The following is a 22,133-nucleotide window of genomic DNA, read 5'->3' as shown; positions in this document are numbered from 1 at the left end:
CAACCGCAGCCGGCTCAGCCCTAGAGCGCCGAGCGCAGCGTGGCTCCCAGCGCCGCAATCCCAGCTTCAATCTGGGCCGGGGTGGCGTTGCTGTAGCTCAGGCGCATGGTGTTGGCGCCGCCGCCCTGGGCATAAAAGGGGGTGCCCGGCACGTAAGCCACCCGGTTCTCCACGGCGCGGGGCAGCAACGCGGCCGTGTCCAGCCCTTCAGGCAGCGTGACCCACAGGAACATGCCCCCTTCAGGCTCGGTGAACTGCACCCCTTGCGGGAAGTGCTCGCGCAGACCAGCCAGCATCAGCGCGGCCCGCTCGCCGTAGGCCACCCGCACCCGCTCAATCTGGCGCGGCAGCACGTCCTGTACCAGCTCGGCCACGATCATCTGGGTGAGGGTGGGGGTGTGCAGGTCGGCGCCCTGCTTGGCCTGCACCAGCTTGTCGGTGATAGGCGCGGCGGCCTGCACCCAGGCGTCGCGCAGGCCCGGCACCAGCGTCTTGGAAAAGCTGGAGCAGTAGATGACGTGGCTGAGGTCGGGATTGCCGCAGCGCTCCAGGCTCAGGCTGTACAGGCTGGGCAGCTCCTCGCCCACGAAGCGCAGCTTGCCGTACGGATCGTCCTCAATCACCAGCACGCCGTACTCGCCACTCAGCTCCACCAGGCGGCGGCGGCGCTCCAGGCTGAGGGTGCGTCCGGTGGGGTTCTGGAAGTTGGGGATGGTGTACATCAGCTTGGGCATCCGGCCCTGAGCGCGCTGGGCACGCAGCAGCTCCTCCAGCGCGTCTACATCGATGCCGTGGTCGTCGGTGGGCATTTCCAGGTACTGCGGGCCGTAGGGCTGGAAAGACTGCAGGGCACCCAGGTAAGTCGGGGCCTCGACCAGCACGGAGTCGCCCTCGTTGATCAGTATCTTGCCCAGCAGGTCCAGCGCCTGCTGACTGCCGGTGGTGATTTGTACGTGGGCGGGGGTCAGGCCGGGGGTCTGCGCAGCAATCCACTCGCGCAGCGGCAGATGGCCCTCGGTGGTGCCGTACTGCACAGCGGCCGGGCCGTAGCGCTCCAGCGCCGCGCTGGCTGCGCGCCCGATGTCGTCCAGCGGGAACAGCTCCGGGGCCGGCAGACCGCCGCCGAAGTTGATAATGTCGGGCTGCTGGGTCAGCTTGAGCAGCTCACGGATGGTGCTGGCCTTCATCAGGCGGGCGCGGTCGCTGAGCAGCGCCGTGAAGTCGGGCGCGGGGCGCTCCAGCCGAGGCTGCGCAGCAGGCGTCTGGGTTGTGGTCATGTCCTGCATGCTAGCGCAGCGCCCGCCAGCGCCGCTCCAGCCGAAAGTGCCGCCCTGCACGTGCAACTCGGGTGTGTGAACGCGGTAAGAGCATTCGCGGCATAATGAAAGCCTGGTTAACAGAGTGAACAGCGCTGTCTTAACTCCACCATCAGGCTGTGGCACCTCCTGCAGGCCCCCGCTTGCCCCACTTCAGGCAACTGCTCTGAGTGGCGACCTCGCCAAGACCTGCCTGGAGCAGCTGCGCCGCCCAGGTCTGGCGGCTCTGGCCTATTGCCCCGTAGCTTCTCCCCCCTTGCTCTTTTGCTTCCTTCCGGTGATTTCATGACTGTTCCTGCTTCCAAGCTTCCGACCGGCCCGCTGTGGCCCCGGGTCGTTCAGGACCTGCTGGGCCTGTACGCGCCGCAAGCCTCCTTTCTGGGCCAGCTGGGCGGCAGTTACCTGCGGGTCAGCGCCCAGAGCATCGAACCCCAGGCCCAGCAGGCGCTGGACCCGCCCGGCGAGTGGCTGGACCAGGGCGTGCTGGACTGGGTCAGCGTGGACGGGCACCTGCTGGGCCTGCTGTGGTCTCCCGAAGGCGTGAGCCCCGAAGTCACAGAACTGTTCAACCGGCTGCTGGCCACTCAGCAGGGCACCGCCGCCACCGCCGACTTCGAGCTGCTGCTGACCCAACTGCCCCAGCCCACCGCCTGGCTGGACATGGAGCTGCGGGTGCTGGAGACCAGCCGCAGTTTCCTGGACCTGTTCAGGCTGGAGCGCAGCGACGCGGTAGGTCACAATGTTCGCCAGCTGGGCCTGCCCGTTCAGGTGCGTTACCTAGAAGAAGCGGTGCAGGGCCGCCAGCCCGAGTGGCCCGAGTGGGAAACCGAGGACCCACGTGACCCGGAGCACACGCTGTGGCTGCGCTCTACCGTGCAGCCGTTCTTTACCGGGCAGCAGTCGGGCCTGCTGTGGAGCCTGCAGGACATCACCGACGAGCGCCAAAAGGGCGAGTGGCTGCGCTCGCTGCTGGACGGCCTGGGCGTGCCGGCTGCCGTGATTGACCTGAGCGGCGAGATTCAGCAGGCCAACCAGGCCCTGGGGGAGCTGAGCGGTCTAGAGGGCCTGACCGGCGAGTGCCTGCAAGACCTGACCCTGTTCAGCGAAGCCGGCAAGCGCACCGTGCAGGGTCTGATTACGCTGGCAGCCGAGGGCGGCGCCGCCCTGGCACACCCCGAGCGGCGCAAGGGCCAGCCGCTGACGCTGGAACTGCGGCGCTCGGCTGCCCGCCCCGACCTGTTGGTGGCCCAGCTGAGCGAGGGCCGCACGACCGGCGCCGTCAAGCCCGACGCGGCAGATGAGGACCAGGCCTTGTTGCAGGAGGTGCTCAACCAGCAGCACACCGCCACGCTGCTGGTGGACCGCAGCGGCGTGCTGCGGCTGATCAACGACCAGGCCGCCCAGCTGTCGGGCACCGACGCGGCCCGGCTGCTAGGCAAGAATCTGCGCCGGCAGATGGAACTGCTGGGCATCAACCTGTTCAGTGCCAGTGGCGAGCCGTTCCAGCTCAATCCGTGGATTGAGACCCTACCCCACAGCGCCGAGGTGATTCTGGAAACGCCGGGCCAGGGCCGCCGGCCAATGGCGCTGAACATCGGGCCGGTCAGCCCGGTGGGTTCGCAGGAAGACCGCAGTGTTCCCAGCGACCTGCTACTGATTACCCTGCGTGACCTGAGCGACCTGAAGCGCGCCCAGGCCCAGGCCACCTACGGCGCCTACCACGACCAGCTGACCGGGCTGTACAACCGCGCTGGCCTGCGGCGGTTCCTGGCGCAGCCGGACACCCCCCAGAGCGGCACGGTGGCGGTGGTGGAGCTGGACGAGTACGCCGCCATGACCACTGCCACCGAGTCCACCGCCATCCACCACCTGCTGATGCAGCTGGCCGCCAGCTTCCGCAGCCTGGCCGCCACCCACCAGGGCGAGGCGGCGCGGCTGGGCGACGGCACCTTTGCGCTGTGGTTGCCGGGGCTGTCCATGAAGCGGGCCGGGCTGGCGACCGAGCAGGTCACGCAGGGCAGTTTCCGGGTGGGCAAATCCACCACCGGCCTGACTTTCGCCACCGGCCTGGCCGAGACCGGCAATCAGAGTCCCGACGTCGCGCTAGGCAACGCCGAAATCGCCGCCCAGTTCGCCCGGCGCCGTGGCCGCGGGCAGGTCACGCCCTACCACGACGAGCTGCGCGTGCAGCTGGCCGAAACCTTCCGGCTGGAGCAGTCACTGCGCGACTCGGTCAGCAGCGGCCAGCTGAAGCTGCACTACCAGCCCACCTTGCACCTGGAGAGCGGCCAGATTTCCGGCGCCGAAGCCCTGCTGCGCTGGGAACGCATCAGCACCCGGCTCTCGCCGCACGAACTGCTGGAGCTGGCCGCACGGCTGCGCCTGCTGCAGCCGCTGAGCGACTGGGTGATGCGTGAGGCCATGCAGCAGCAGCGCGCCTGGAACGAACTGTGGCCCAACCTGCGCGTGGGTATCAACGTGAGCCTGGAAGAACTGCGCCAACCGGGAGCCCTGGGCGCCCTGTGGCCGCTGCTGGAGCAGCTGGAGCAGCAGGGCAGTCCGCTGCCCAACATCGAAATCAGCGCGACCAGCATGGTGGATTTCCGCCAGCAGGACGCCGGAGTCTTGCAGCAGCTGCACGAGGCCGGTGCCGCGCTGTGGCTGGACCACTTCGGGGAAGGAGTCATGAGCCTTACCTCGCTGACCGAGTTCCCACTGACCGGCCTAAAGCTGCACCCGCAGATGATGAGTGGGCTGGAGCGCGGCGGGCGCGGTCCCGACCTGGTGGCCGCCACCCTGGACCTGGCCGGCCGGCTGAACCTGCAGGTGACGGCGGTGGGCGTGGAAACCCCCGGGCAACTGGACGCCCTGAAGCGCCTGGGCTGCCATCAGGCACAAGGCTACGCCATCTCGCCGCCCCTCAAGGCCACCGCTCTGGGCGACTGGCTGCGCGACCATACGCCCGGCGGCCCACTGTCCGCCACGCCAGCACTGGACCTGAGCAGCATCTGAACCTGGCCCGGCCTGCCCCGTGCCGTGGCCGTGTGCAGGACAGGCAAGAACCCACGCACAGCACCCAGAAATCTCAGCGCCTGGAAATAAGGATGATAGACAACATCCCTGTTTCCGGGCGCATATGTATGGACGCGGCGAAAGGTGCCCTCCTGGGAAGCCCCAGCGCTGGATGCAGAGGCCGTCGGGGCAAGTTCTCCAGAGCATTTGGGAAGAAGGCAGGTCATCTTTTCGGTGAGCGAAGCAGGTGCAAAGCGCGAGGGCACGGCAGAGCACCACGCTGCGGCCAGTGCCTTTTCGGCAGGCATGTGATTCTGAGAACTGCTCTAGACTGACCGCCATGCTGATTTACGGACGTAACCCGGTCACCGAAGCCCTCAGGGAAGGGCGCGTGGAGGAAGTGCTGCTGGCGCACGGGGTGGAAGACGCCTTCGCCCGCCAGCTGCGTGCCCTGGCCGACGAAGCGGGCGTGCGGGTCCGTCAGGCCCCCCGCATCGAGCTGGACCAGCTGGCCGGAACCACCGCACATCAGGGCGTGCTGGCCGAGGCCGAGGAACTGAGCTGGAGCAGTCCACAGGCCATCTGGGACCTGGCCGAGCGCCGCGGTGAGGCCCCGCTGCTGGTGCTGCTGGACGGCATCACCGACCCGCGCAACTTCGGGGCCATCGTCCGCTCGGCGGAGGTGCTGGGCGCTCACGGGGTGGTGGTGGAAGAGCGCCGCAGCGCCCCCCTGAGCGCCGTGGTCGCCAAGACTGCCGCCGGGGCCACCGCCTACTTGCCGGTGGTGCAGGTCAAGAACTTGCCGCGCTTTATTGAGGAACTCAAGGACCGCAACGTGTGGGTGTACGGCGCCGCCGGCGAGGCCGCGCAGCCGCTGGAGCGCACCGACCTGAGCGGGCCGGTGGCACTGGTCATCGGCTCGGAAGGCGACGGCCTGCGCCGGCTGGTGCGCGAGCGCTGTGACGGCCTGGTCAGCATTCCGGTGCGCGGCCAGGTGCAGAGCCTCAACGCCAGCGTGGCCGCCGGCATCCTGATTTACGAGGCAGCCCGACGCCGCTGAAAAAGAGGGGCTGGGAGATGGAAGCAGCGAAACCCGCGGCACCTCCATGTCCCAGCTTTTGTCTCCCAGCAGCGGGCCGCAGCCCCTCATCTCTACACGCAGGCCAGCAGCACACCGCTGCGGTCCCGCAGTTCCAGGCGCGGGCGGCGCTCGTCCGACATCCAGCGCAGCACCTGCAGCAGGTCGTCGGATTGGTACACCACCTCGCGGCCCTGGCCTTCAGGCCAGACCACCTGATAGCGGCACTGTTCGGCGGGCGGTTCCCAGGCGCTGCCTGCGTCCTCTTTGACAAATGCTCGCGACATCCCGGCAGTGTAGTGCGGCAGCGGGAAGCGGGAATGAAGCGGGCCGTTACGGCAGCTTTAGCCTGGACCGCTGTACCGCGGACGCTTCAGGCCGCCCGGATCACAGGTCGGGCATGCTGCGCTTGGGCACCAGCCGCAGCTGCGCCTCGCGCTCCTGGCCGCCGCGCAGGTAGCGCACGGTGACCGTCTCCCCCACCCCGAAGCGCTGCAGCTCGCGGACCACCTCGCCGGCATTGCGGGTCCGCACCCCCTGCACGCTGATGATGATGTCCCCGAATCCCTGCAGCTGGCCGGTCCGCTCATCGCGGGTGGCGCCGCGCAGACCTGCCTTCTCGGCCGGGCTGCCCCGCGCCACCCGCGACACCACGCCGCCGGGAGGCTCGGTCAGGCCGTCGTGGTAGAGGTCGAACACCAGCCCCACCACCCCCCGGTCCCTTTGCTGGCCGTCCTTGAGGGCGGTGATCAGGGCGTTGCCTTCCACGGTGGGAACGGCGTAGGACGTTTCGGTGTTGCCCGCTTCGTCCACCCGGATATAGCTGACCACCCCGATGACCTGCCCCAGCCCGTTGATGATGGGGCCGCCGCTGTCGCCGGGGGCCAGCCGGGCGTTCATCTCCAGGGTGCCCTGCGGGAAATCGGCCCGGCCCGACGCCGCTTCGAGGCGCAGCAGCTGGCCCTCGCGTGGCTGCAAAAAGTCGCCGCCACTGTTCCCGATGGCCAGCACCGCTTCGCCCACCTGCGGCGGACGCGGTGAGAGGTTCAGGTAAGGGAAAGGGCCCTTGGCGTCCACCTGCAGCAGCGCCACATCGGCGGCCGCGTCGAAGGCCACCAGCCGCGCCGGGTAGCGCTGGCCGGCCAGCGTCTGCACCTGAAACAGCCGCCCCTCGCTCACGACGTGATAAGCGGTCAGCAACTGACCCTGCGGCGAGATGAAAAATCCGGTGCCCAGACCCATCGCCATGGAGCCGGGGTCCAGGCTGCCCAGCCGCACCACCGCCGAGCGCGACCGCTCGAATAGCCGCAGGGTTTCCTGGGGAAGTGTGGGCAGAGGCACCTGCACAGCCGATGGCTGGGGTTCGGCAGAGAGGTCCGCCGGCGGGGCACTGCCTTGGCCACCCAGCCCCGCCATGCCGCTGCCCGGCACCGGCAGCACGTAGGCCAGCAGCGCCAGCAGCAGCAGGGCCGGGAGGCGGAACCAGGACAGCGGACTCACAGGATTCAGTGTAGCGACTCGGGCCGCTGGCGAGGCCCCCACCGGAACAATCGCTAAACCTGTTCCTGTGCCCTGTGTCCCTGCAGCGCAGGAGTAGGCTAGGGCGCGATGCCTGCTGCTGCTGTCCCGCCTGCCCCTGACCCCTTTTCACTGCGCCTGCTCAGCCCAGCGCAGTGGGGGCTGCTGACCGTCACTTTCCTGATGTGGGCCGGGTTTTTCCTGATTATTCCGCTGGTCACGGTGCATTTCGTGGGCGGTCTGGGCTGGGCCGCCGGCGCGGTGGGTGTGGTCTTGGGCGTGCGGCAACTGGCGCAGCAAGGCCTGACCGTGCTGGGCGGGGCGTGGGCCGACCGGGTGGGGCCCCGGCAGCTGATTTTGTGGGGCTGCTTGCTGCGGGCCGTGGGCTTTGCGGGCATGGCCTTTTCAGGGACGTTCGCGGCGCTGCTGATATCCAGCCTGGTCGCCGGCGTGGGCGGCGCCCTGTTCGACGCCCCCAAAAGCGCAGCGCTGAGCGCCCTGACCCGGCCCGAGCACCGCCCGCAGCTGTTTAGCCTGCTGAGCGTGGCCGGCAACCTGGGCATGGTGCTGGGACCGCTGCTGGGCGCCGCCATGATGGGGCTGGGCTTCTCGGTGGCTGCACTGATAAGCGCCGGCACCTACGTGCTGTGCTGGCTGATCCTGCGCCTGACCCTGCCGGACGTGCGCCCAGCGCAAGAAGGCGGCGGGGGTCTGAACGGACTGCGCCGCGCCGTAGCGGACCGGCGTTTCGTGAAGTTTACCGTGGCGCTGATCGGGTACTTCCTGCTCAGCACCCAGCTGAACGTGGCCGTGACGCTCAAGGCAGTGGCTCTGGGTGGACCCGGCGCCACTGGCCCGCTGTACGCGCTGAATGCCGGCCTGGCGGTGCTGCTCCAGTACCCGCTGCTGCGCTGGGCCGAGGGGCGCTTCCGCGCCCGCACCATCCTGACCGCCGCCGTGACGCTGGCCGCGCTCTCACTGGGGCTGATGGGTTTTGCGGGCACTTTCCCGCTGCTGCTGGCCTGCGCCGCGCTGTATTCGCTGGGCACCATGCTGGTGTTCCCCACCCAGCAGACGCTGGTGTCGCGCCTGGCACCACCGGAACTGCTGGGCAGCTACTTCGGATTCAGTGCCATCAGCCTGGGGGTGGGAGGCGCGCTGGGCAACGTGCTGGGCGGCAGCCTGATGGACTACGGCGCGGCGCTGGGCCGGCCCGCCCTGCCCTGGCTGCTGCTGATGGCGACCGGCTTCGTGACTGTGGCGGCGCTGCGCTGGGCGCTGAAGGAGGTGCCCAGCGCTGGAGGACAGCAGCCAGGTTAAGCCAGGTTAAGCCGGGCAGGGGCCTGCTGCCCTACTCGGCCCGCTGCAGCGTGCCACGGGCCAGGCTCTGGCGGCGCAGTGACTGGAGTCCCGCTTCTAGCGTGAGGTCGCGGCCCTGCGCCAGCGCCTGCAAGAACGCTTCGCCGCTCTGGGCCTTCAGGTCGGGCTGCACCTGCACCGGGTAGGCCTGCCCGCCGGGCTTGGAGTAGTGCAGCGTGGTGAGCTGCAGCCCAGCCCCGCCGACCAGCGGAAAAACACGGGTGGCCGTGTTGCCCACGCCAGAGGTCGGGGAGCCGACCACCGTGCCGGCGCCGGAACGCTGCACCTCGTAGGCGAAGAACTCGGCGCACGAGGCGCTGCCCTCATCCACCAGCACGGCCAGCGGCCCGCGCCACAGTTGCGGACGGGACACCCGGCCCACCAGCACCCCGTTGTCCCAGCGGCGGCCTCCCGCCACCCGCGTGCCCACCTGCCGGCCAGCGCTGTGGGCCACGCGGCTGAACTCCGGCACGAAGGCGCTGGCGGCCAGGTCGCACTCCAGCAGGCTGCCGCCTGTATTGCCGCGCAGGTCCACCACGACGCCGCCTGCCCCACCGCTGCGGGCCTGCGCCACCTGCTCGTGGACACGGGCGGCCACCTCGCCGGCCGACAGGAACGTGGGAATGCGAATCACAGCAGTGCGTCCTGCGGCAGGCGTGCCACTTCCCACCCAGCTCAGGCGCGGGGGGTCGGCTGCGGCAGTGCGGGTGGCGGTGAGCCGCACACTCAGGCGCTGACCCTGGCGGTCCACGCCCAGGGTGATAGACCGGCCAGCTTCACGGGCGTCGGTCAGGTCGCTGTAGCGGTAGGGCCGGGTGTCCAGCAGCTGCAGCACGTCGCCCCGGCGCAGGCCCGCACGCTCGGCCGAGCTGCCAGGCACCACCTCGGTCACCAGGCGGCGCTCGCCCTGCAGCTCGGCCAGCTTCACGCCGAACTGCAGCCGCTCGCCCCCCAGCGCACTGCTCACGAAATCCTGGTACTCGTCCGGCCAGTACAAAAACGTGTGAGGGTCTCCCAGTGCCGTCAGCTGCGCTTCAATCACCGGATAGGCGGTTTCGGCCGGGCAGTTGAGGCCCTGGCCCTGGCACACGGCCAGCAGCCGCGCCTGATACTCACGGACCAGCGCACTGCGGTCCACCGCCGAAAGCCCGCCGTAGTCGCTCCGCAGCCACCCGGCTACCTCGTCGAACGCCTGCTGCGCGGGCGAGGTGCCGCTCGGTACGCGGGCAGGTGCCGTGCCTGGCCCCGCCGCACCCACAGCCCCCAGAGGCCGCGCCGGAATGGCAGGTACGGCCACCGCCGGTGCCGCACCCGACAGCGCGCTTAGCAGCAGGAGATGGGCGGCAATTCGGCGAATCATCCCAGCAGTATGACGCAGCTTGCTGAGACCAAATGAAGCGCCTTGACCGGCCCACCCTGGCATGCCGACGTGGCGCGGTCACCCGGCCCGCCAGCACAGCTTCATCCAAGTTCATCCGGCTGGAGGGCAAAGTTAAGCATTACAAGAATATGAAAAACTTAATGTAACCATAAGAACGTCGCAACGGGCCTTACGCCCTTTCTATGAGGCATAGATTAAATGGGGTTCAGTCCCCAATACAGGAGGAATCATGAGTCACCCTTATCCCCCCACTCGACCCGTTTCTTCCCCGTCTGCCCAGCAGACCGGCACCCCGCCTGGGCCAGACCAAACCACCCCCCGGACCCGTCCGGTGGTGCCGGTCGGCACGCTGGCCGTGGTGGCCTTTTTGTTCCTGAACATCGTGTTCATGTGGATGCTCGCACTGGGCGTGCAGCAGGGCAGGGCCTGATGACCGGCCGCGCTGCTCCACGGCTGGAACATCACAGCCTGAACATCTACGAGAACATCTGGCTGCTCATCGGCCTGCTGATTCAGCTGCTGCTGTTTGTCGGGGTCATTGCCAGTCTGGTCAGCGGCACCTCGCCCCTCTTGTCCGACAACACGGCCAGCCACAATCACCTGGCCGGCGTGCAGAGCGGCCGGGTGGACCCCGCGAACCTGCAGGCCACGGCCTTCGCCAAGCCGGGCCTGTACCAGCTGGAAGACGGCTCCTATCAGGCCATCGTGGTGGCGCGGGCCTTTGCCTTCGACCCACCCTTCTTGAAGGTGCCGGCCGGCACGCCGATCGACTTTCATGTCACCGCGCAGGACGTGGTCCACGGCTACTACGTGTACGGCACCAACATCAACGTGGACCTGATGCCGGGACAGGTCAGCAGCTTCCGCACCACCTTCGACACGCCCGGCGAGTACAACGTCATCTGCTACGAGTACTGCGGTATCGGCCACCACAACATGCTGAACAAAATTATCGTGGAACCGGCCGGCACTGAGGTGCCCACCGTGGATGCGCCCTCCCCCACCCAGGAGACCCAACCGTGACCACCACCCTGCCCCCCCATGCCGTGAACGCCGACCGCCCTGCCGGGCACGGCGCACCGGCCCGCACCATGCCTGCCGTGCAGGACAAGGCTTACCTGGCCAGCCTCAAGGGCGTCACGGCGGCTTACGTCATCACCGCTTTTGTGGCTCTGCTGATTGGCGTGCTGATCGGCCCCCTGCAGGCGCTGAACTACGCCGGAATCAATGTCTACGACAACCATCTGCTTAAGCTGCTGGTCAAGTCCTACTACCAGGGCCTGACCTTGCATGGCGTGCTGAACGCCCTGGTCTTCACGCAGTTTTTCATTTCCGGCTGGATGCTGTACCTGCCGGTCCGCGACCTGGGCATGCGGATCAATACCAAATTCGCCTGGGGCACCTACGCCGTGATGACCACCGGCCTGGTCCTGACCGCCGCCGCACTGCTGCTCAACGACGCCACCGTGCTGTATACCCTGTATCCGCCGATGCAGGGCAGCCCGCTGTTCTATATCGGCGCCAGCATCTTCGTGGCGGCGAGCTGGGGCGTGCTGGGACAGGTCGTGTATACCTGGCTGCAGTGGAAGCGCCAGAACCCCGGCAAGGTGACGCCGCTGGTGACCCACATGAGCGTGGCCACCTGGCTGATGTGGTTTATCGCCTCGCTGGGGCTGGTGACCGAAGCCCTGGTGATGCTGGTGCCCTGGTCGCTGGGCATCACCAAGACCATTGACCCGCTGATTGCCCGCACCCTGTTCTGGTGGACCGGACACGCCATCGTGTACTTCTGGCTGCTGCCCGCCTACATCGCCTGGTACGCGTTCTTGCCCCGGCACGCCGGCGGGCGCGTCGCCTCTGAACCACTGGTCCGGCTGGCTTTCGTGCTGTTTTTGCTGAACGGCGTCGGCGTGGGCCTGCACCACCAGTTCTCGAACCCCAACATCAACAACACCTGGAAAATCATCCACATGCTGCTCACCTTCTTGGTGGTGGTGCCCAGCCTGCTGACCGCCTTCAGCACGGCAGCGGCCCTGGAAGACGGCGCCCGCGCCAACGGCGGCGGCGGCTTCGTAGGCTGGATTCGTCACCTGCCCTGGCAGAACCCTGTGTTCGTGGGCATCACCCTGAGCATGATCAGCTTTATCCCTGGCGGTGCGGGCGGCGTCGTGAACGCCTCGCAGGCCTTTGCGCCGGTGGTCCACAACACCGCCTGGATTCCGGGACACTTTCACATCACGGTGGGCACGGCCGTCACCATGACCTTTATGGCGGTCAGCTTCTGGCTGATCCCCCACCTGCTGGGCAAGCCCCTGCCCAACCCCAAGCTTGCCCGCTGGAGCCAGTGGATCTGGTTCTGGGGCATGATTCTGTTCGCGGTCGGCATGCACTGGCAGGGCATTCTGGGCGTGCCGCGCCGCGCGCAGATCAGCGCTGTGGCGCAGCCGGAAGTGTACGAGGCCATGCACCTGGCCCTGCCCCGCTTCCTGACCGGCCTCAGCGGCATTCTGCTGCTTATCGGCGGCCTGATGTTCTTCTACGTGTTCTTCAAGATGGTGTTCAGCCGGCGCGTGCAGGACGGCGAGGAAATTGAGATTCCCTACAGCCCCTCTATCAGCGCGGCGGGCGAGGACCTCGCTACGGCCAGCCCGCTGGTGCGCCTGACCGAGCCGCTGCTGGCGCTGGGCGCCCTGGGCCTGATTATCGTGCTGATGGTGTACCTGCCGGTGCTGCTGCCGATGGTGACCAACATGCAGGGTGCTCCCGGCCAGATGCTGTGGCGGAACTGAGTTTTTCCCACTGAGTTTTCCCCACTGGGCCTTTCCCTGACCCCTTCCAACGGAGAATTTCCCATGAACGAAGAACACCAAGGATTCAGCTTCGCCGAGGCCGCCGTGTGGCTGCTGGGCCTCGTCCTGACCATTCAGATTGGCTGGCTGGCGTACAGCATGGGCCAAGGCATCGCCGGGCGGCCTTTTGCAGATGGACGCGGCGCGGCAGCCGGCGCCACCATGGCCGCTGTGGACAGCAGCGCGCCGCAGCCTGCCAACGGCCCGCAGCTGTTCGCAGGCAACTGCGCCGGCTGCCATGGGGCCAAGGCCGAAGGCGGAGTCGGCCCCAGCCTGAAAACCGCCGCCGGCTGGACGCTGGCCGAGTTCACCGAAGCCACCCTGCACGGCAAGACCCCGGACGGCCGCTCACTGGCGCCCATCATGCCGCACTTTGCCGACACTGGCTTTAGCGGCGAGGCGGCCACCGACCAGCAGTTGGAGGCCATTCACACCTACCTGGGCACGCTTCAGTAGCGTTTCCCTGTCAGCCCCGCCGAGCGGCAGGCGGGGCTTTCCGTTTCCCTTTTTTGCACCTGTTCCCTGCACCCGTGCTCCGCACCCGCCCGCGCAGCCAGGGTCCTCAGCCGCCGGCCCCATGCAAATGAAGCTTCTTCATCAAACCGGCATAATTCGTGCACAACTTCCCCAGCAGCATGAGGGGCAAGGCAGGCCGCAACTGGCCTGTTTCCGCACCACGCCCCGCAGACCTCACATGTTGACGGCCCGGCCCGCGCCGCGCCGCAGGAGTCCCACGTTGATAGAAACCCTTTTTGGTTGGATGAGCCACCCCGAAGCCTGGCTGGCGTTCGGCACCCTGCTTCTGCTGGAGCTGATTCTCGGCATCGACAACATCGTCTTTATTTCGATTCTCAGCGGCAAGCTGCCGCCTGAGCAGCGCGACCGCGCCCGCACCATCGGCCTGCTGGGCGCGGGCCTGACCCGCTTGCTGCTGCTGGCCTCTATCGCCTGGGTCATGACGCTGACCAACACCCTGTTTACGGCGTTCGGGCACGACTTTGCCGGCAAGGACCTGATTCTCATCGGCGGCGGCCTGTTCCTCATGTACAAGGCCACCAAGGAGATGCACGAGCAGCTTGAAGGCCCGCACGAGGAAGTGGGCAGCGGCAGCACACCCGGCAAGCCGGTGCGGGCCGTGGGCTTTACCTCGGTCATTATCCAGATCATGATTCTGGACATCGTGTTCAGCCTGGACAGCGTGATTACGGCGGTAGGCATGGCCGAAGACATCGGTGTGATGGTGTCGGCTGTGGTGGTCACGGTGGCCCTGATGCTGGTGGCCGCCAAACCGATTGGCGACTTCGTGCAGGCCCACCCGACGGTCAAGGTGCTGGCGCTGAGCTTCCTGCTGCTGATTGGCGTGAACCTGATTGCCGACGGCCTGGGCTTCCACATTCCCAAGGGCTACACCTACTTCGCCATGGGCTTTTCTATCGCGGTGGAGCTGTTCAACATGCGGCTGCGCAAAAGCCAGCCGGTGGAGCTGCACGGCTCGGGCCGCGAACCTCAGGTCTGACCTTCTGGCCCCCACATCCTACAGAGCCCTCAAAAAATCCCCCGCAACACTGGCGGGGGATTTGCGTGGTATGGCGGAAACGTTATTTGCCGCTTTCCCAGTCCAGCGACCAGGTGGGGTGGCCGCGCACTTCGCGGTCCTCGGCGGCCTTGCCCAGGATGAAGAAGGTGGGCGCCCAGTGGCCCATAAACAGGCCGTCGCGCTCGTCGCCGCTGTCTTCATTGGTGAGGTAGCGGTAGGCGCTGGCAGCGATAGAGGCATAGCCCAGGGCGTACATCAGGACAGAAGCTTTCAGTTTCATAGGGTCTCCTAGAGCCGTTATGAGGGAATTTCGGGGCAGGTTGTCTGGCTCTGACTCCGAGTATGCGCTCCTGCACTGCGCCGGCACCTTGAGCAGACGCTTAGGCTTGCGCCCTCCTGCCCCACCGCTCGCCTACACCGACACCTGCTCGGGTGCAAGGTGGTCGAAGCGGTTCACCCAGACCACCAGCGGCCCCCACTCGGCGGGAGTTTCGGGGCCGTGCAGGGTAAGCAGCGTGGTGGCCGTGTTGAACACGCGGAAATAGGCGCTGCCATGCCCGGTCACCTCGCGCAGCAGGTACTGGGTAAAGTGCCCGTGCGTGACCAGCGCCACCGTCTCCCCCGCCTCGCCCGCTGGCGCATGGTGCCCGCGCAACTGCCGCAGCAGCGCGGCGGCCCGCTGCTGAAGCACGCGGTCATCGTCCGCATAGTGCTCGAAGCCACCCGCCCAAGGCTCCTGCATATCTAGCTCTGGCGGCCACAGCAGCGCGGGGTTGTCCGCCAGCAGGTCGGCGTGCGCCGCACCCGCCAGCGCCTGCCGCTCGCCCGCCTCGTCCTTGCCGAAGATGCCGCCCGCCTCATGCGCCAGCGCCAGCCCCTGCACGGGCAGCCCCAGCGCCTGCGCCAGCGGAGCCGCCGTCTGCACCGAGCGGCGCATCAGGCTGGAATAGAGGTGGGTAACCCGCCCAAAGGTGGCGTCGCTACAGGCAAACTGCGCCAAAGCCGCCGCCTGAGCGTGGCCCAGGTCGGTCAGTGGTGGGTCGGGGTGGCGGCCTTCGCTGCTCCCTGTTTCGGCGTACAGCAGGTTGTTGGCAGACTGGGCATGACGGATGAGGAGCAAGTTCATGGGAGGGAGTATGGCATAGTAGGTAGCATGAGTTATGCCACTCGAATCAGTGCGACTTTGCCCACGGAACTGAGCCGTTTTTTGGACGACTACCAGAAGCGGCACGGGCTGGACACCCGCAGCGCTGCACTGGCCGAAGCGGTTCGGGCGCTGCAAACCAGTGAGCTGGAGGCCGCCTACCGCGACCTGGGCACTGCACAGGCTGAAGGGCTAGAACTCTACCCCGCTGACAATGCAGACGGCCTGGAGCAACCTTGAAACTCGTCCGGCGCGGCGACATCTGGCTGATCAATTACCGCCCCGATGGCCGCGAGGGAGAAGCGGCGCAGGTTCACCCTGGCGTCATCGTCAGCAACAATGCCAACAACGCCGGGGCACACCTGCTGATGACGGTTCCGCTCACCAGCAACGTGGAGCGCGTGTACGTAACCAACGTGATTCTGCCCAACCAGCGCACAGGTCTGGACCATGACAGCAAAGCGCAGGTGGAAGCCATGCGGGCGGCCCACGCCAGCCGCCTCATCAAACGGCTGGGGCATGTGCCGGATGACTTGATGGCAGAGTTGGATGGGAAGCTAAGGATGCATTTGGGGTTGTGAAGGCAATTGAGGCGTTGGATGCAGGGATTCCCACCTCAAGCCAATTGAGCCATCAACCGCGCTGCCAGCAGGTCGAAACCAATAACCCCACACTCTGAGGCATCAGCGGCAGCTCCGCCGCCTGCATTGCGGCCAGCATGGACAGGCAGCCAAAGCCGCGCTGAAGGGTCGCGGCAGGATTGACACAGGGAGTTCCAGTCAGGCGAATGGCTCCGAACCACCACAACATCCCATCCATCCGGGTGCAGCCCTGTTCATCTAGCAGCTACAGCTCCGAGCCGTGCGCGTATCACTGCGCCTTCTGCGAGCGGTACTGACGCACTCTGGCATCTGGAAAGACTTCTTGCCAATCTTTTTGACCGTTGACTAAGGCGATGGTAGGTTGGGTGGTAGTCACGCTCACGTCTTAACTCAGAAACATTCTAACAGATTGTGACTTTACGTAATAGAAGGATTTAGAAATCAATCTAATAGGGGTGAATTAATGATATAGACATTGATTAAAAAGATAAATTCCTCAGATAACTATACTGAATATCACTATAGAATTTTAGATTTTTTACTCATTGAAGCGAGTAAAGCTATTTCATAATCTTCAGATGCTCTAGAGGAATTTGGTGAAGTATCCCCATAATATTTTCTAGATGAAGATCCATAATCAAGATCTTCGTCGATTGAATAGAGTTTCATCTGTATTAACCTACTACCAATTATAAGCTCTACAGGATTATTGCTATCGTTAGCAATTTCTATAGGTACACATCCCCTGAATCCGGGCTGCAAAGTAGTTGATAGCCTTATGCCCAAACGGTTGTAGCTACTGCGAGTTATTATCTCAGCATAGATGTTTCCTGGTAATTTTACATATTCTAAACTCGTTGTCAGAACTAACTGTCCTGGATATACCAAGAAGCCATCACCTACATCACGTCTAGTATTTTGAAAATAGGATGTGGTACTTCTATAATTTCCATGTTTATCAAGTGATATATAGGATGAACGGGTCTTTATGGATACAAGAAAGTCGTATCCAAGCCTTAAATCAACGGAAATGTTACCGATTTGTGATTCATCAAGTAACGGATCAATAAGCACGCTGTCAATGCCTTTATTTATAGCACCAGACAGATTTTTATGCGTTACTATTGACATTTTCCCATTTCTCTCTAATCGAATAATTGCGGATCGACTTTACGATTAAATCATTGCTGATGTTGAACTCTTTGGAATATTCATGCAGGGACACCGTACTGTAAACTTCTTTGAGATACTTCCAGTAGGAAACGAGCAACCCGTGAACTTCTCTACGGTTAGCAGCCTGAACTGTAATAGCTTCAGTCAAAGGAGTAGATACATTGGGCTCTTCGAAGTAGCGAGCCAATGGCTTCATTCCCATGAGGGCAACTGTATCCGAGACTGATTGAGTGATTGGTGTATCGATACCCAAAAGAAAATTTTCTATATGTGTTTTGCGTTTGAAAGTTGCTGGATGGGTTTCTGAGTCATAATCGGAAGCACCTATTTCGGCTAGAAAGTCAGTTATAGTCTCTCCAACAAAGCAGGCCGCAAAAGTATCGCAAAAATATTCAGCGAGGTGATTCTTAAGTATGTAAATTTTTTGTTTAGGGCTTAAGTTATTAAATTCTTCAGGTAAATTCATATAATCAATTAAACTGCTATCCGAATTTAAAAGCATTACTTCACTTATATTATAAAGCCTATCCATAAAATGCCCAAGTTCGTGATACATAGGAATCATGTAGATAGCATTTCTAGAATAAAATTTAGGCATTGCAACCTGAATTATGTGCGTATCGACACTTTTTAGTGATATTTGAGGTAATAACTCTTGAATTCCACTTATAACATTAGCATTATAAAAGTGGAACATCATCTTGTTATTAGTAAAAGCAGTTATGATAATAGAATCTAAATCTACAAACTCTGATAGAGATGACTGCAACAGATACTCCAACTCATACGGAATTTCCTTCGTATTACTATTAGAGATATAAGTATAGGAAGACCAAACTAGATCAGATACGCCCCTTACAACTTTAGGATCCAGATCTCCAAAATTTTCCGTGCAGTAATCTATTGCTTCTAGTAAATCGGTTATATAAGCATAAATACCAGCATTGAAATAAGGTACTTCTAAAAGAGCTTTAAGATTCTTCCGCAGAAGTAAGAGATCAGAAAAGGCGAGCAAATCCCAGCCCCAAATGTTCAAGCATCTCACGTGCAATCTCACCCTCTATTTCGCCTGCCGAATCAAGTGATCTCACAGTTGAAGAAATGAAACGGTCAGACTTTATAGAAATGGCTAAATCGAGGGCTTCTTTATCTGCATTGGGCAATATCACATCACCATCAGCCAACTTGATAGCAGTTTGAAATATATTATTCATTCTCTCGACTAAATAATCGGGGGCGTCCCTACGTTCGGCTCTGATTTCCAGAAATATTTTGAGGGGACTCGTACCAATAAGCTCTCGTGAGGAAGCAGCCATCAGCATATATTTCTCCTTTATTATGTTATAAACTAAATGGCCATATCACCATTGTCATGAGGATAGCAACAATGGTAACGATTAGTCTTTCGAAAGACTCACCCCTCCAGCGCCAGCTTATCCACGTCGTTCAGCAGCGGCACGCCCGCAGGGTAGTCGCCCGTAAAGCACGCCCCGCAGAGGCCCTGGCCCCCGATAGCTTCACGCAGGCCGCCTTCGCTGATAAAGGCGAGGGTGTCGGCCCCAATCAGGTCGCGGATTTCTTCCACGCTGTGGGTAGAGGCCACCAGCTCCTTGCGGGCGGCGGTGTCGATGCCGTAAAAGCACGGGTGGGTGATGGGCGGGCTGCTCACGCGGAAGTGGACCTCGGCGGCCCCCGCTTCGCGCAGCAGGTTTACGATTTGGCGGCTGGTGGTGCCGCGCACGATGGAGTCGTCTACCAGCACCACGCGCTTACCGCGAATGGCGGAGGTGGGGCTCAGCTTCATCTTGACCTTCAGCTCGCGGGCTTCCTGGGTGGGCGCGATAAAGGTGCGGCCCGCGTAGGGGTTCTTGTACAGGCCGTAGTCGAAGGGAATACCGCTCTCGCGGGCGTAGCCGATGGCGGCCCCGATGCCGGAGTCGGGCACAGGCACCACCACGTCGGCTTCTACGGGCTTCTCGCGGGCCAGTTGCTCGCCCATGCGAATGCGGCTTTCGTGCACGTCTACCCCGTCCAGCTGGCTGTCGCTGCGGGCAAAGTAAATCCACTCGAACGAGCAGGGCGTGGGCTGAGCAGGCTCCACCATCAGCGAGTGCAGGCCCTGCTCGTCGATGCTGACCAGCTCGCCGGGCTGCACGTCGCGCAGCAGGCGGGCCCCCACCGCGTACAGGGCACACGGCTCGGAGGCCAGCACGTAAGCCCCGTCCTCACGCTGCCCCAGCACCAGCGGGCGCACGCCGTTGGGGTCGCGGAAACCGATCAGCTGGGTGCGGCTCATCAGCACGCAGGCGTAGCCACCCTTGAGACGCTGCATGGCGTGGGCCGCCGCCTCGACCAGGTCCTTGCCGCTTTCACGGGCAATCAGGTTCAGCATCACCTCAGAGTCGTTGGTGGTCTGGAACAGGGCGCCTTCTTCCAGCATCTCGGCGCGGACTTCCAGGGCGTTCACGAAGTTGCCGTTGTGGGCAAAGCCCAGAATGCCCTTGTTGGTGCGGGTGTTCAGCGGCTGGGCGTTGAAGCGCAGGTTGGAGCCGGTGGTGGAGTAGCGCACGTGCCCGATGCCCACGCGGGCGTCCGGCAGGCTGAACGACGCCATCCGCTCGGGCGTGAACACCTGCGTGACCAGGCCCAGGTCCTTTTCCACGTGCAGCTTCTCGCCGTTGCTGACGCAGATCCCGGCCGCCTCCTGGCCACGGTGCTGCAGGGCGAACAGGCCCAGGTAGGTCATCCAGGCCAGGTCCTGCGGCTGGGGAGAATAGATGCCGAAGACGCCGCATTCGTCTTGGGGTTTGTCGGTAGCGGGGTCAAAAATCATGCCAGAATCTCCCGCAAGGCACCGCTATGGGCCTGTTTCATCGCGTCAATGCTCACGCTGAAATTTAGTCCATGTTGCGGCAGCGCAACCGTGAGGCGTTCGCCGCTTTGCTCGTTCACGTCGCCCAGCAGCTTGAAGGGCACGTCCAGTTCGCCCAGGCGGGCTTCGGCGGCAGTTTCCTGACCCACCGGCACGGCCACCACGATGCTGGAATGGGTTTCCCCGAACAGCAGCGCGTCGGCGCGGGTGTCCAAGGGGGCGTCCAGGGTGATGCTGGCGCCCTGGGTGCCGCCCAGCAGCATCTCGGCCAGCGCCACGCTCAGACCGCCTTCGCTGGCATCGTGGGCGGCGGCGGCAAGACCTTCCCGAATCAGCGCCAGGGTGCCGTCAATGACTTTGCGGTGCAGCTCCAGGTCCAGCGCAGGCACCTGACCCGCTTCCAGGCCGTGGACGGTTTCCAGGTACTGGCTGGCCCCGATGGTCTGGGCCAGTTCGCCCAGCAGGTAGAGGCTGTGCGGGCCGACGGGCACCTGCTGGCCCACATGTTTGGTCACGTCGGGCAGCACGCCCACCATGCCGATGGTCGGGGTGGGGTGAATGGCGACCTTCTGGTCCCCTTCCACGTACTGGTTGTAGAGGCTCACGTTGCCGCCAGTCACGGGCGTGTTCAGGGCGCGGCAGGCATCCGCAATGCCCTGCACTGCTTGCTGAAGCTGGTAGTACACGCCCAGGTCGTGCGGGTTGCCGAAGTTGAGGTTGTCGGTAATCGCCAGCGGAGTCGCGCCCACGCAGGCCAGGTTGCGGGCGGCTTCGGCCACAGCTGCGGCAGCGCCCGTGTAGGGGTTCAGGTACACAAAACGGGGGTTGCAGTCGCTGGTGGCGGCTACGCCGATGCTTGTGCCACGCACGCGCATCACCGCAGCGTCGGCGGCTCCGGGCACCACCACGGTATTCGTCATCACCTGGTGGTCGTAGCGCTCAAAAATCGGCTTCTTGCTGGCAATGGTGGGGTGCGAGAGCAGGTCGGTCAGCACCGCGCCGAGGTCGTTCGGCATCTGGATGCCGCTGAGGTCCATTTCACGCTTGGCGATAATGTCAGGATTTTCTACACCTTCGCGGGTGTACTTGGGCGCTTCGTTCAGCAGGTCTACGGGAAGGTCGCACACCACTTCGCCGTCCCAAATCAGGCGGTAGTTCTGGTGGTCTTCCACCTGCCCGATATTCACCACGTCCAGTTCCCACTTGGCGAGCAGGTCGTACAGCTCCTGCTCCTTGCCCGGCACCGGCACCAGAATCATGCGCTCCTGCGACTCAGACAGGCACAGCTCCATCGGCACCATGCCCGTTTCGCGGGTGGGCACGTCATTCAGGTTCATGCTGATGCCCAGGCCTGCGCGGTAAGCCATTTCACAGGTGCTGGACACCAGACCCGCCGCGCCCATGTCCTGCACGCCCGCCACGAGGCCCGCCTGAATCGCTTCCAGGGTGGCTTCCAGCAGCAGTTTCTCCATGAAGGGGTCGCCCACCTGCACGGCGGGGCGGTCTGCTTGACTGGCGGCGCTCAGGTCGGCGCTGGAGAACACGGCCCCACCCAGACCGTCGCGGCCCGTCTTGGAACCGACGTAAATAATCTGGTTGCCCACTTCGCCCATCGTGCCTTTGGCGAGGTCTTCGTGGCGCAGCAGCCCCAGCGCCATCACGTTCACCAGCGGGTTTTCCTGATAGCTGGGGTGGAAGATGGTTTCGCCGCCTACTGTGGGCACGCCGATGGCGTTGCCATAGTGCGAAATGCCGTCCACCACACCATTCAACAGGAAACGGGTGCGGGGGCTTTCGGGGTCGCCAAAGCGCAGGCTGTCCAGCACCGCAAAGGGCCGAGCGCCCATCGCAAAGATGTCGCGCAGGATGCCGCCTACGCCCGTCGCTGCGCCCTGCACGGGTTCCACGGCGGAGGGGTGGTTGTGTGATTCCATCTTGAAGGCCACGCCGTAGCCCTCGCCAATGTCAATCACGCCCGCGTTCTCGCCGGGGCCTTGCAGCACCTGTGGGCCTTCGGTGGGAAACACTTTGAAGAGGGGACGGCTGTTCTTGTAGCCACAGTGCTCGGACCACATCGCGCCCACGATGGCGGCTTCCAGCGCATTAGGTTCGCGCCCGATGCGCTCGACGAGGATGTCAAATTCTTCGGTAGAAAGGCCGAAGGTGGCGGCTTGGTCACGGAGGGTTGCTTGAGTCATGGGAACTCCTGAGAATCTGTTGTTTCGAAATGTCCCCGAGCGTCTTGGCTTCACGTTACAGCCGCCGGGAACCAGGTCATCAAACTGGAAAGGT

Annotated in this window: 21 protein-coding genes; 10 read left to right on the top strand and 11 right to left on the bottom strand. The window is 63.7% G+C overall.

Features of this window, described 5'->3' with window-relative positions; all coding sequences use genetic code 11:
- Positions 1 to 20: 20 nt before the first annotated feature.
- Positions 21 to 1,277: an aminotransferase-like domain-containing protein gene (locus tag DEIPR_RS01155; protein ID WP_049775030.1), complete on the bottom strand. Its 1,257-nt coding sequence runs from the start codon at positions 1,275 to 1,277 to the stop codon at positions 21 to 23.
- A gap of 324 nt (positions 1,278 to 1,601) precedes the next feature.
- Here DEIPR_RS01155 and DEIPR_RS01150 point away from each other — a divergent pair, with 324 nt between their 5' ends.
- Complete coding sequence (locus tag DEIPR_RS01150) at positions 1,602 to 4,328, top strand: EAL domain-containing protein (protein ID WP_013613994.1); 2,727 nt, start codon at positions 1,602 to 1,604, stop codon at positions 4,326 to 4,328.
- 340 nt (positions 4,329 to 4,668) lie between these two features.
- Positions 4,669 to 5,388 carry a 23S rRNA (guanosine(2251)-2'-O)-methyltransferase RlmB gene (gene rlmB, locus DEIPR_RS01145; RefSeq protein WP_013613993.1) on the top strand — a complete coding sequence of 240 codons (720 nt, stop codon included), beginning with the start codon at positions 4,669 to 4,671 and terminating at the stop codon, positions 5,386 to 5,388.
- A 92-nt stretch (positions 5,389 to 5,480) separates the two neighbouring features.
- Here rlmB and DEIPR_RS01140 read toward each other — a convergent pair whose 3' ends face one another.
- The gene (locus DEIPR_RS01140) at positions 5,481 to 5,693 is read right to left on the bottom strand and encodes a hypothetical protein (protein WP_013613992.1); all 213 of its coding nucleotides are present in this window, start codon (positions 5,691 to 5,693) and stop codon (positions 5,481 to 5,483) included.
- Positions 5,694 to 5,793: 100 nt separating this feature from the next.
- Complete coding sequence (locus DEIPR_RS01135) at positions 5,794 to 6,906, bottom strand: S1C family serine protease (protein ID WP_013613991.1); 1,113 nt, start codon at positions 6,904 to 6,906, stop codon at positions 5,794 to 5,796.
- Positions 6,907 to 7,014: 108 nt separating this feature from the next.
- On the opposite strand from DEIPR_RS01135, the gene DEIPR_RS01130 reads away from it, so the two are divergent.
- Positions 7,015 to 8,244, top strand: a complete 1,230-nt coding sequence (locus DEIPR_RS01130; RefSeq protein ID WP_013613990.1) for an MFS transporter — start codon at positions 7,015 to 7,017, stop codon at positions 8,242 to 8,244.
- 31 nt (positions 8,245 to 8,275) lie between these two features.
- Here DEIPR_RS01130 and DEIPR_RS01125 read toward each other — a convergent pair whose 3' ends face one another.
- Entirely contained in the window at positions 8,276 to 9,643 is a 1,368-nt protein-coding gene (locus tag DEIPR_RS01125) for a S41 family peptidase (protein WP_013613989.1), read from the bottom strand.
- 250 nt (positions 9,644 to 9,893) lie between these two features.
- Between DEIPR_RS01125 and DEIPR_RS13860 the strand changes: the two genes are divergently transcribed.
- The 5 genes from DEIPR_RS13860 to DEIPR_RS01105 all read left to right on the top strand — a co-directional run bounded on the left by DEIPR_RS13860 (position 9,894) and on the right by DEIPR_RS01105 (position 14,029).
- Complete coding sequence (locus DEIPR_RS13860; protein ID WP_013613988.1) at positions 9,894 to 10,094, top strand: hypothetical protein; 201 nt, start codon at positions 9,894 to 9,896, stop codon at positions 10,092 to 10,094.
- Positions 10,094 to 10,687, top strand: coding sequence for a cytochrome c oxidase subunit II (locus DEIPR_RS01120; RefSeq protein ID WP_013613987.1), 594 nt, complete (start codon positions 10,094 to 10,096; stop codon positions 10,685 to 10,687). Before DEIPR_RS13860 ends, DEIPR_RS01120 begins: the two co-directional genes overlap by 1 nt.
- Positions 10,684 to 12,453 carry a cbb3-type cytochrome c oxidase subunit I gene (locus DEIPR_RS01115; RefSeq protein WP_013613986.1) on the top strand — a complete coding sequence of 590 codons (1,770 nt, stop codon included), beginning with the start codon at positions 10,684 to 10,686 and terminating at the stop codon, positions 12,451 to 12,453. Before DEIPR_RS01120 ends, DEIPR_RS01115 begins: the two co-directional genes overlap by 4 nt.
- Positions 12,454 to 12,516: 63 nt before the next feature.
- Positions 12,517 to 12,969 (top strand): c-type cytochrome, encoded by a 453-nt coding sequence (locus tag DEIPR_RS01110; protein ID WP_013613985.1) that lies wholly within the window; start codon positions 12,517 to 12,519, stop codon positions 12,967 to 12,969.
- A gap of 304 nt (positions 12,970 to 13,273) precedes the next feature.
- Positions 13,274 to 14,029 carry a TerC family protein gene (locus DEIPR_RS01105; RefSeq protein ID WP_245532705.1) on the top strand — a complete coding sequence of 252 codons (756 nt, stop codon included), beginning with the start codon at positions 13,274 to 13,276 and terminating at the stop codon, positions 14,027 to 14,029.
- 82 nt (positions 14,030 to 14,111) lie between these two features.
- On the opposite strand, the gene DEIPR_RS01100 is transcribed toward DEIPR_RS01105, so the two are convergent.
- Both DEIPR_RS01100 and DEIPR_RS01095 read right to left on the bottom strand, forming a co-directional pair.
- Complete coding sequence (locus DEIPR_RS01100) at positions 14,112 to 14,330, bottom strand: hypothetical protein (protein ID WP_013613983.1); 219 nt, start codon at positions 14,328 to 14,330, stop codon at positions 14,112 to 14,114.
- Between the two features lie 132 nt (positions 14,331 to 14,462).
- Complete coding sequence (locus DEIPR_RS01095) at positions 14,463 to 15,176, bottom strand: histidine phosphatase family protein (RefSeq protein WP_013613982.1); 714 nt, start codon at positions 15,174 to 15,176, stop codon at positions 14,463 to 14,465.
- A gap of 27 nt (positions 15,177 to 15,203) precedes the next feature.
- Between DEIPR_RS01095 and DEIPR_RS01090 the strand changes: the two genes are divergently transcribed.
- Positions 15,204 to 15,434: a ribbon-helix-helix domain-containing protein gene (locus DEIPR_RS01090; protein ID WP_013613981.1), complete on the top strand. Its 231-nt coding sequence runs from the start codon at positions 15,204 to 15,206 to the stop codon at positions 15,432 to 15,434.
- On the top strand, positions 15,431 to 15,775 hold the full coding sequence (locus tag DEIPR_RS01085) for a type II toxin-antitoxin system PemK/MazF family toxin (RefSeq protein WP_013613980.1): 345 nt from the start codon (positions 15,431 to 15,433) through the stop codon (positions 15,773 to 15,775). Before DEIPR_RS01090 ends, DEIPR_RS01085 begins: the two co-directional genes overlap by 4 nt.
- Positions 15,776 to 16,315: 540 nt before the next feature.
- On the opposite strand, the gene dcd is transcribed toward DEIPR_RS01085, so the two are convergent.
- The 5 genes from dcd to purL form a co-directional block, all read right to left on the bottom strand.
- Positions 16,316 to 16,927: a dCTP deaminase gene (gene dcd / locus DEIPR_RS01075; protein WP_013613979.1), complete on the bottom strand. Its 612-nt coding sequence runs from the start codon at positions 16,925 to 16,927 to the stop codon at positions 16,316 to 16,318.
- Positions 16,908 to 18,005, bottom strand: coding sequence for a hypothetical protein (locus DEIPR_RS13855; protein WP_148231748.1), 1,098 nt, complete (start codon positions 18,003 to 18,005; stop codon positions 16,908 to 16,910). The genes dcd and DEIPR_RS13855 overlap by 20 nt, the downstream gene beginning before the upstream one ends.
- Positions 17,968 to 18,291 carry a hypothetical protein gene (locus DEIPR_RS13850; protein ID WP_013613977.1) on the bottom strand — a complete coding sequence of 108 codons (324 nt, stop codon included), beginning with the start codon at positions 18,289 to 18,291 and terminating at the stop codon, positions 17,968 to 17,970. Before DEIPR_RS13850 ends, DEIPR_RS13855 begins: the two co-directional genes overlap by 38 nt.
- A 92-nt stretch (positions 18,292 to 18,383) precedes the next feature.
- Positions 18,384 to 19,802, bottom strand: a complete 1,419-nt coding sequence (gene purF / locus DEIPR_RS01070) for an amidophosphoribosyltransferase (protein ID WP_013613976.1) — start codon at positions 19,800 to 19,802, stop codon at positions 18,384 to 18,386.
- Positions 19,799 to 22,039 (bottom strand): phosphoribosylformylglycinamidine synthase subunit PurL, encoded by a 2,241-nt coding sequence (gene purL / locus DEIPR_RS01065; protein ID WP_013613975.1) that lies wholly within the window; start codon positions 22,037 to 22,039, stop codon positions 19,799 to 19,801. The genes purF and purL overlap by 4 nt, the downstream gene beginning before the upstream one ends.
- Positions 22,040 to 22,133 lie beyond the last annotated feature (94 nt).

It is taken from the genome of Deinococcus proteolyticus MRP (genome assembly GCF_000190555.1).
In the GTDB taxonomy this organism is placed as follows: domain Bacteria; phylum Deinococcota; class Deinococci; order Deinococcales; family Deinococcaceae; genus Deinococcus; species Deinococcus proteolyticus.
The sequence above is the reverse complement of the archived record's forward strand: the minus strand, read 5'-3'. Positions and strand labels throughout refer to the sequence as shown.

Excerpts from the sequence above, each read along its gene's own strand:
- DEIPR_RS01155 (WP_049775030.1), bottom strand. The coding sequence starts at position 1,277 with ATGACCACAACCCAGACGCCTGCTGCGCAGCCTCGGCTGGAGCGCCCC.
- DEIPR_RS01150 (WP_013613994.1), top strand. The coding sequence starts at position 1,602 with ATGACTGTTCCTGCTTCCAAGCTTCCGACCGGCCCGCTGTGGCCCCGG.
- rlmB (WP_013613993.1), top strand. The coding sequence starts at position 4,669 with ATGCTGATTTACGGACGTAACCCGGTCACCGAAGCCCTCAGGGAAGGG.
- DEIPR_RS01140 (WP_013613992.1), bottom strand. The coding sequence starts at position 5,693 with ATGTCGCGAGCATTTGTCAAAGAGGACGCAGGCAGCGCCTGGGAACCG.
- DEIPR_RS01130 (WP_013613990.1), top strand. The coding sequence starts at position 7,015 with ATGCCTGCTGCTGCTGTCCCGCCTGCCCCTGACCCCTTTTCACTGCGC.
- DEIPR_RS01125 (WP_013613989.1), bottom strand. The coding sequence starts at position 9,643 with ATGATTCGCCGAATTGCCGCCCATCTCCTGCTGCTAAGCGCGCTGTCG.
- DEIPR_RS13860 (WP_013613988.1), top strand. The coding sequence starts at position 9,894 with ATGAGTCACCCTTATCCCCCCACTCGACCCGTTTCTTCCCCGTCTGCC.
- DEIPR_RS01120 (WP_013613987.1), top strand. The coding sequence starts at position 10,094 with ATGACCGGCCGCGCTGCTCCACGGCTGGAACATCACAGCCTGAACATC.
- DEIPR_RS01110 (WP_013613985.1), top strand. The coding sequence starts at position 12,517 with ATGAACGAAGAACACCAAGGATTCAGCTTCGCCGAGGCCGCCGTGTGG.
- DEIPR_RS01105 (WP_245532705.1), top strand. The coding sequence starts at position 13,274 with ATGAGCCACCCCGAAGCCTGGCTGGCGTTCGGCACCCTGCTTCTGCTG.
- DEIPR_RS01100 (WP_013613983.1), bottom strand. The coding sequence starts at position 14,330 with ATGAAACTGAAAGCTTCTGTCCTGATGTACGCCCTGGGCTATGCCTCT.
- DEIPR_RS01095 (WP_013613982.1), bottom strand. The coding sequence starts at position 15,176 with ATGAACTTGCTCCTCATCCGTCATGCCCAGTCTGCCAACAACCTGCTG.
- DEIPR_RS01090 (WP_013613981.1), top strand. The coding sequence starts at position 15,204 with ATGAGTTATGCCACTCGAATCAGTGCGACTTTGCCCACGGAACTGAGC.
- dcd (WP_013613979.1), bottom strand. The coding sequence starts at position 16,927 with ATGTCAATAGTAACGCATAAAAATCTGTCTGGTGCTATAAATAAAGGC.
- DEIPR_RS13850 (WP_013613977.1), bottom strand. The coding sequence starts at position 18,291 with ATGCTGATGGCTGCTTCCTCACGAGAGCTTATTGGTACGAGTCCCCTC.
- purF (WP_013613976.1), bottom strand. The coding sequence starts at position 19,802 with ATGATTTTTGACCCCGCTACCGACAAACCCCAAGACGAATGCGGCGTC.
- purL (WP_013613975.1), bottom strand. The coding sequence starts at position 22,039 with ATGACTCAAGCAACCCTCCGTGACCAAGCCGCCACCTTCGGCCTTTCT.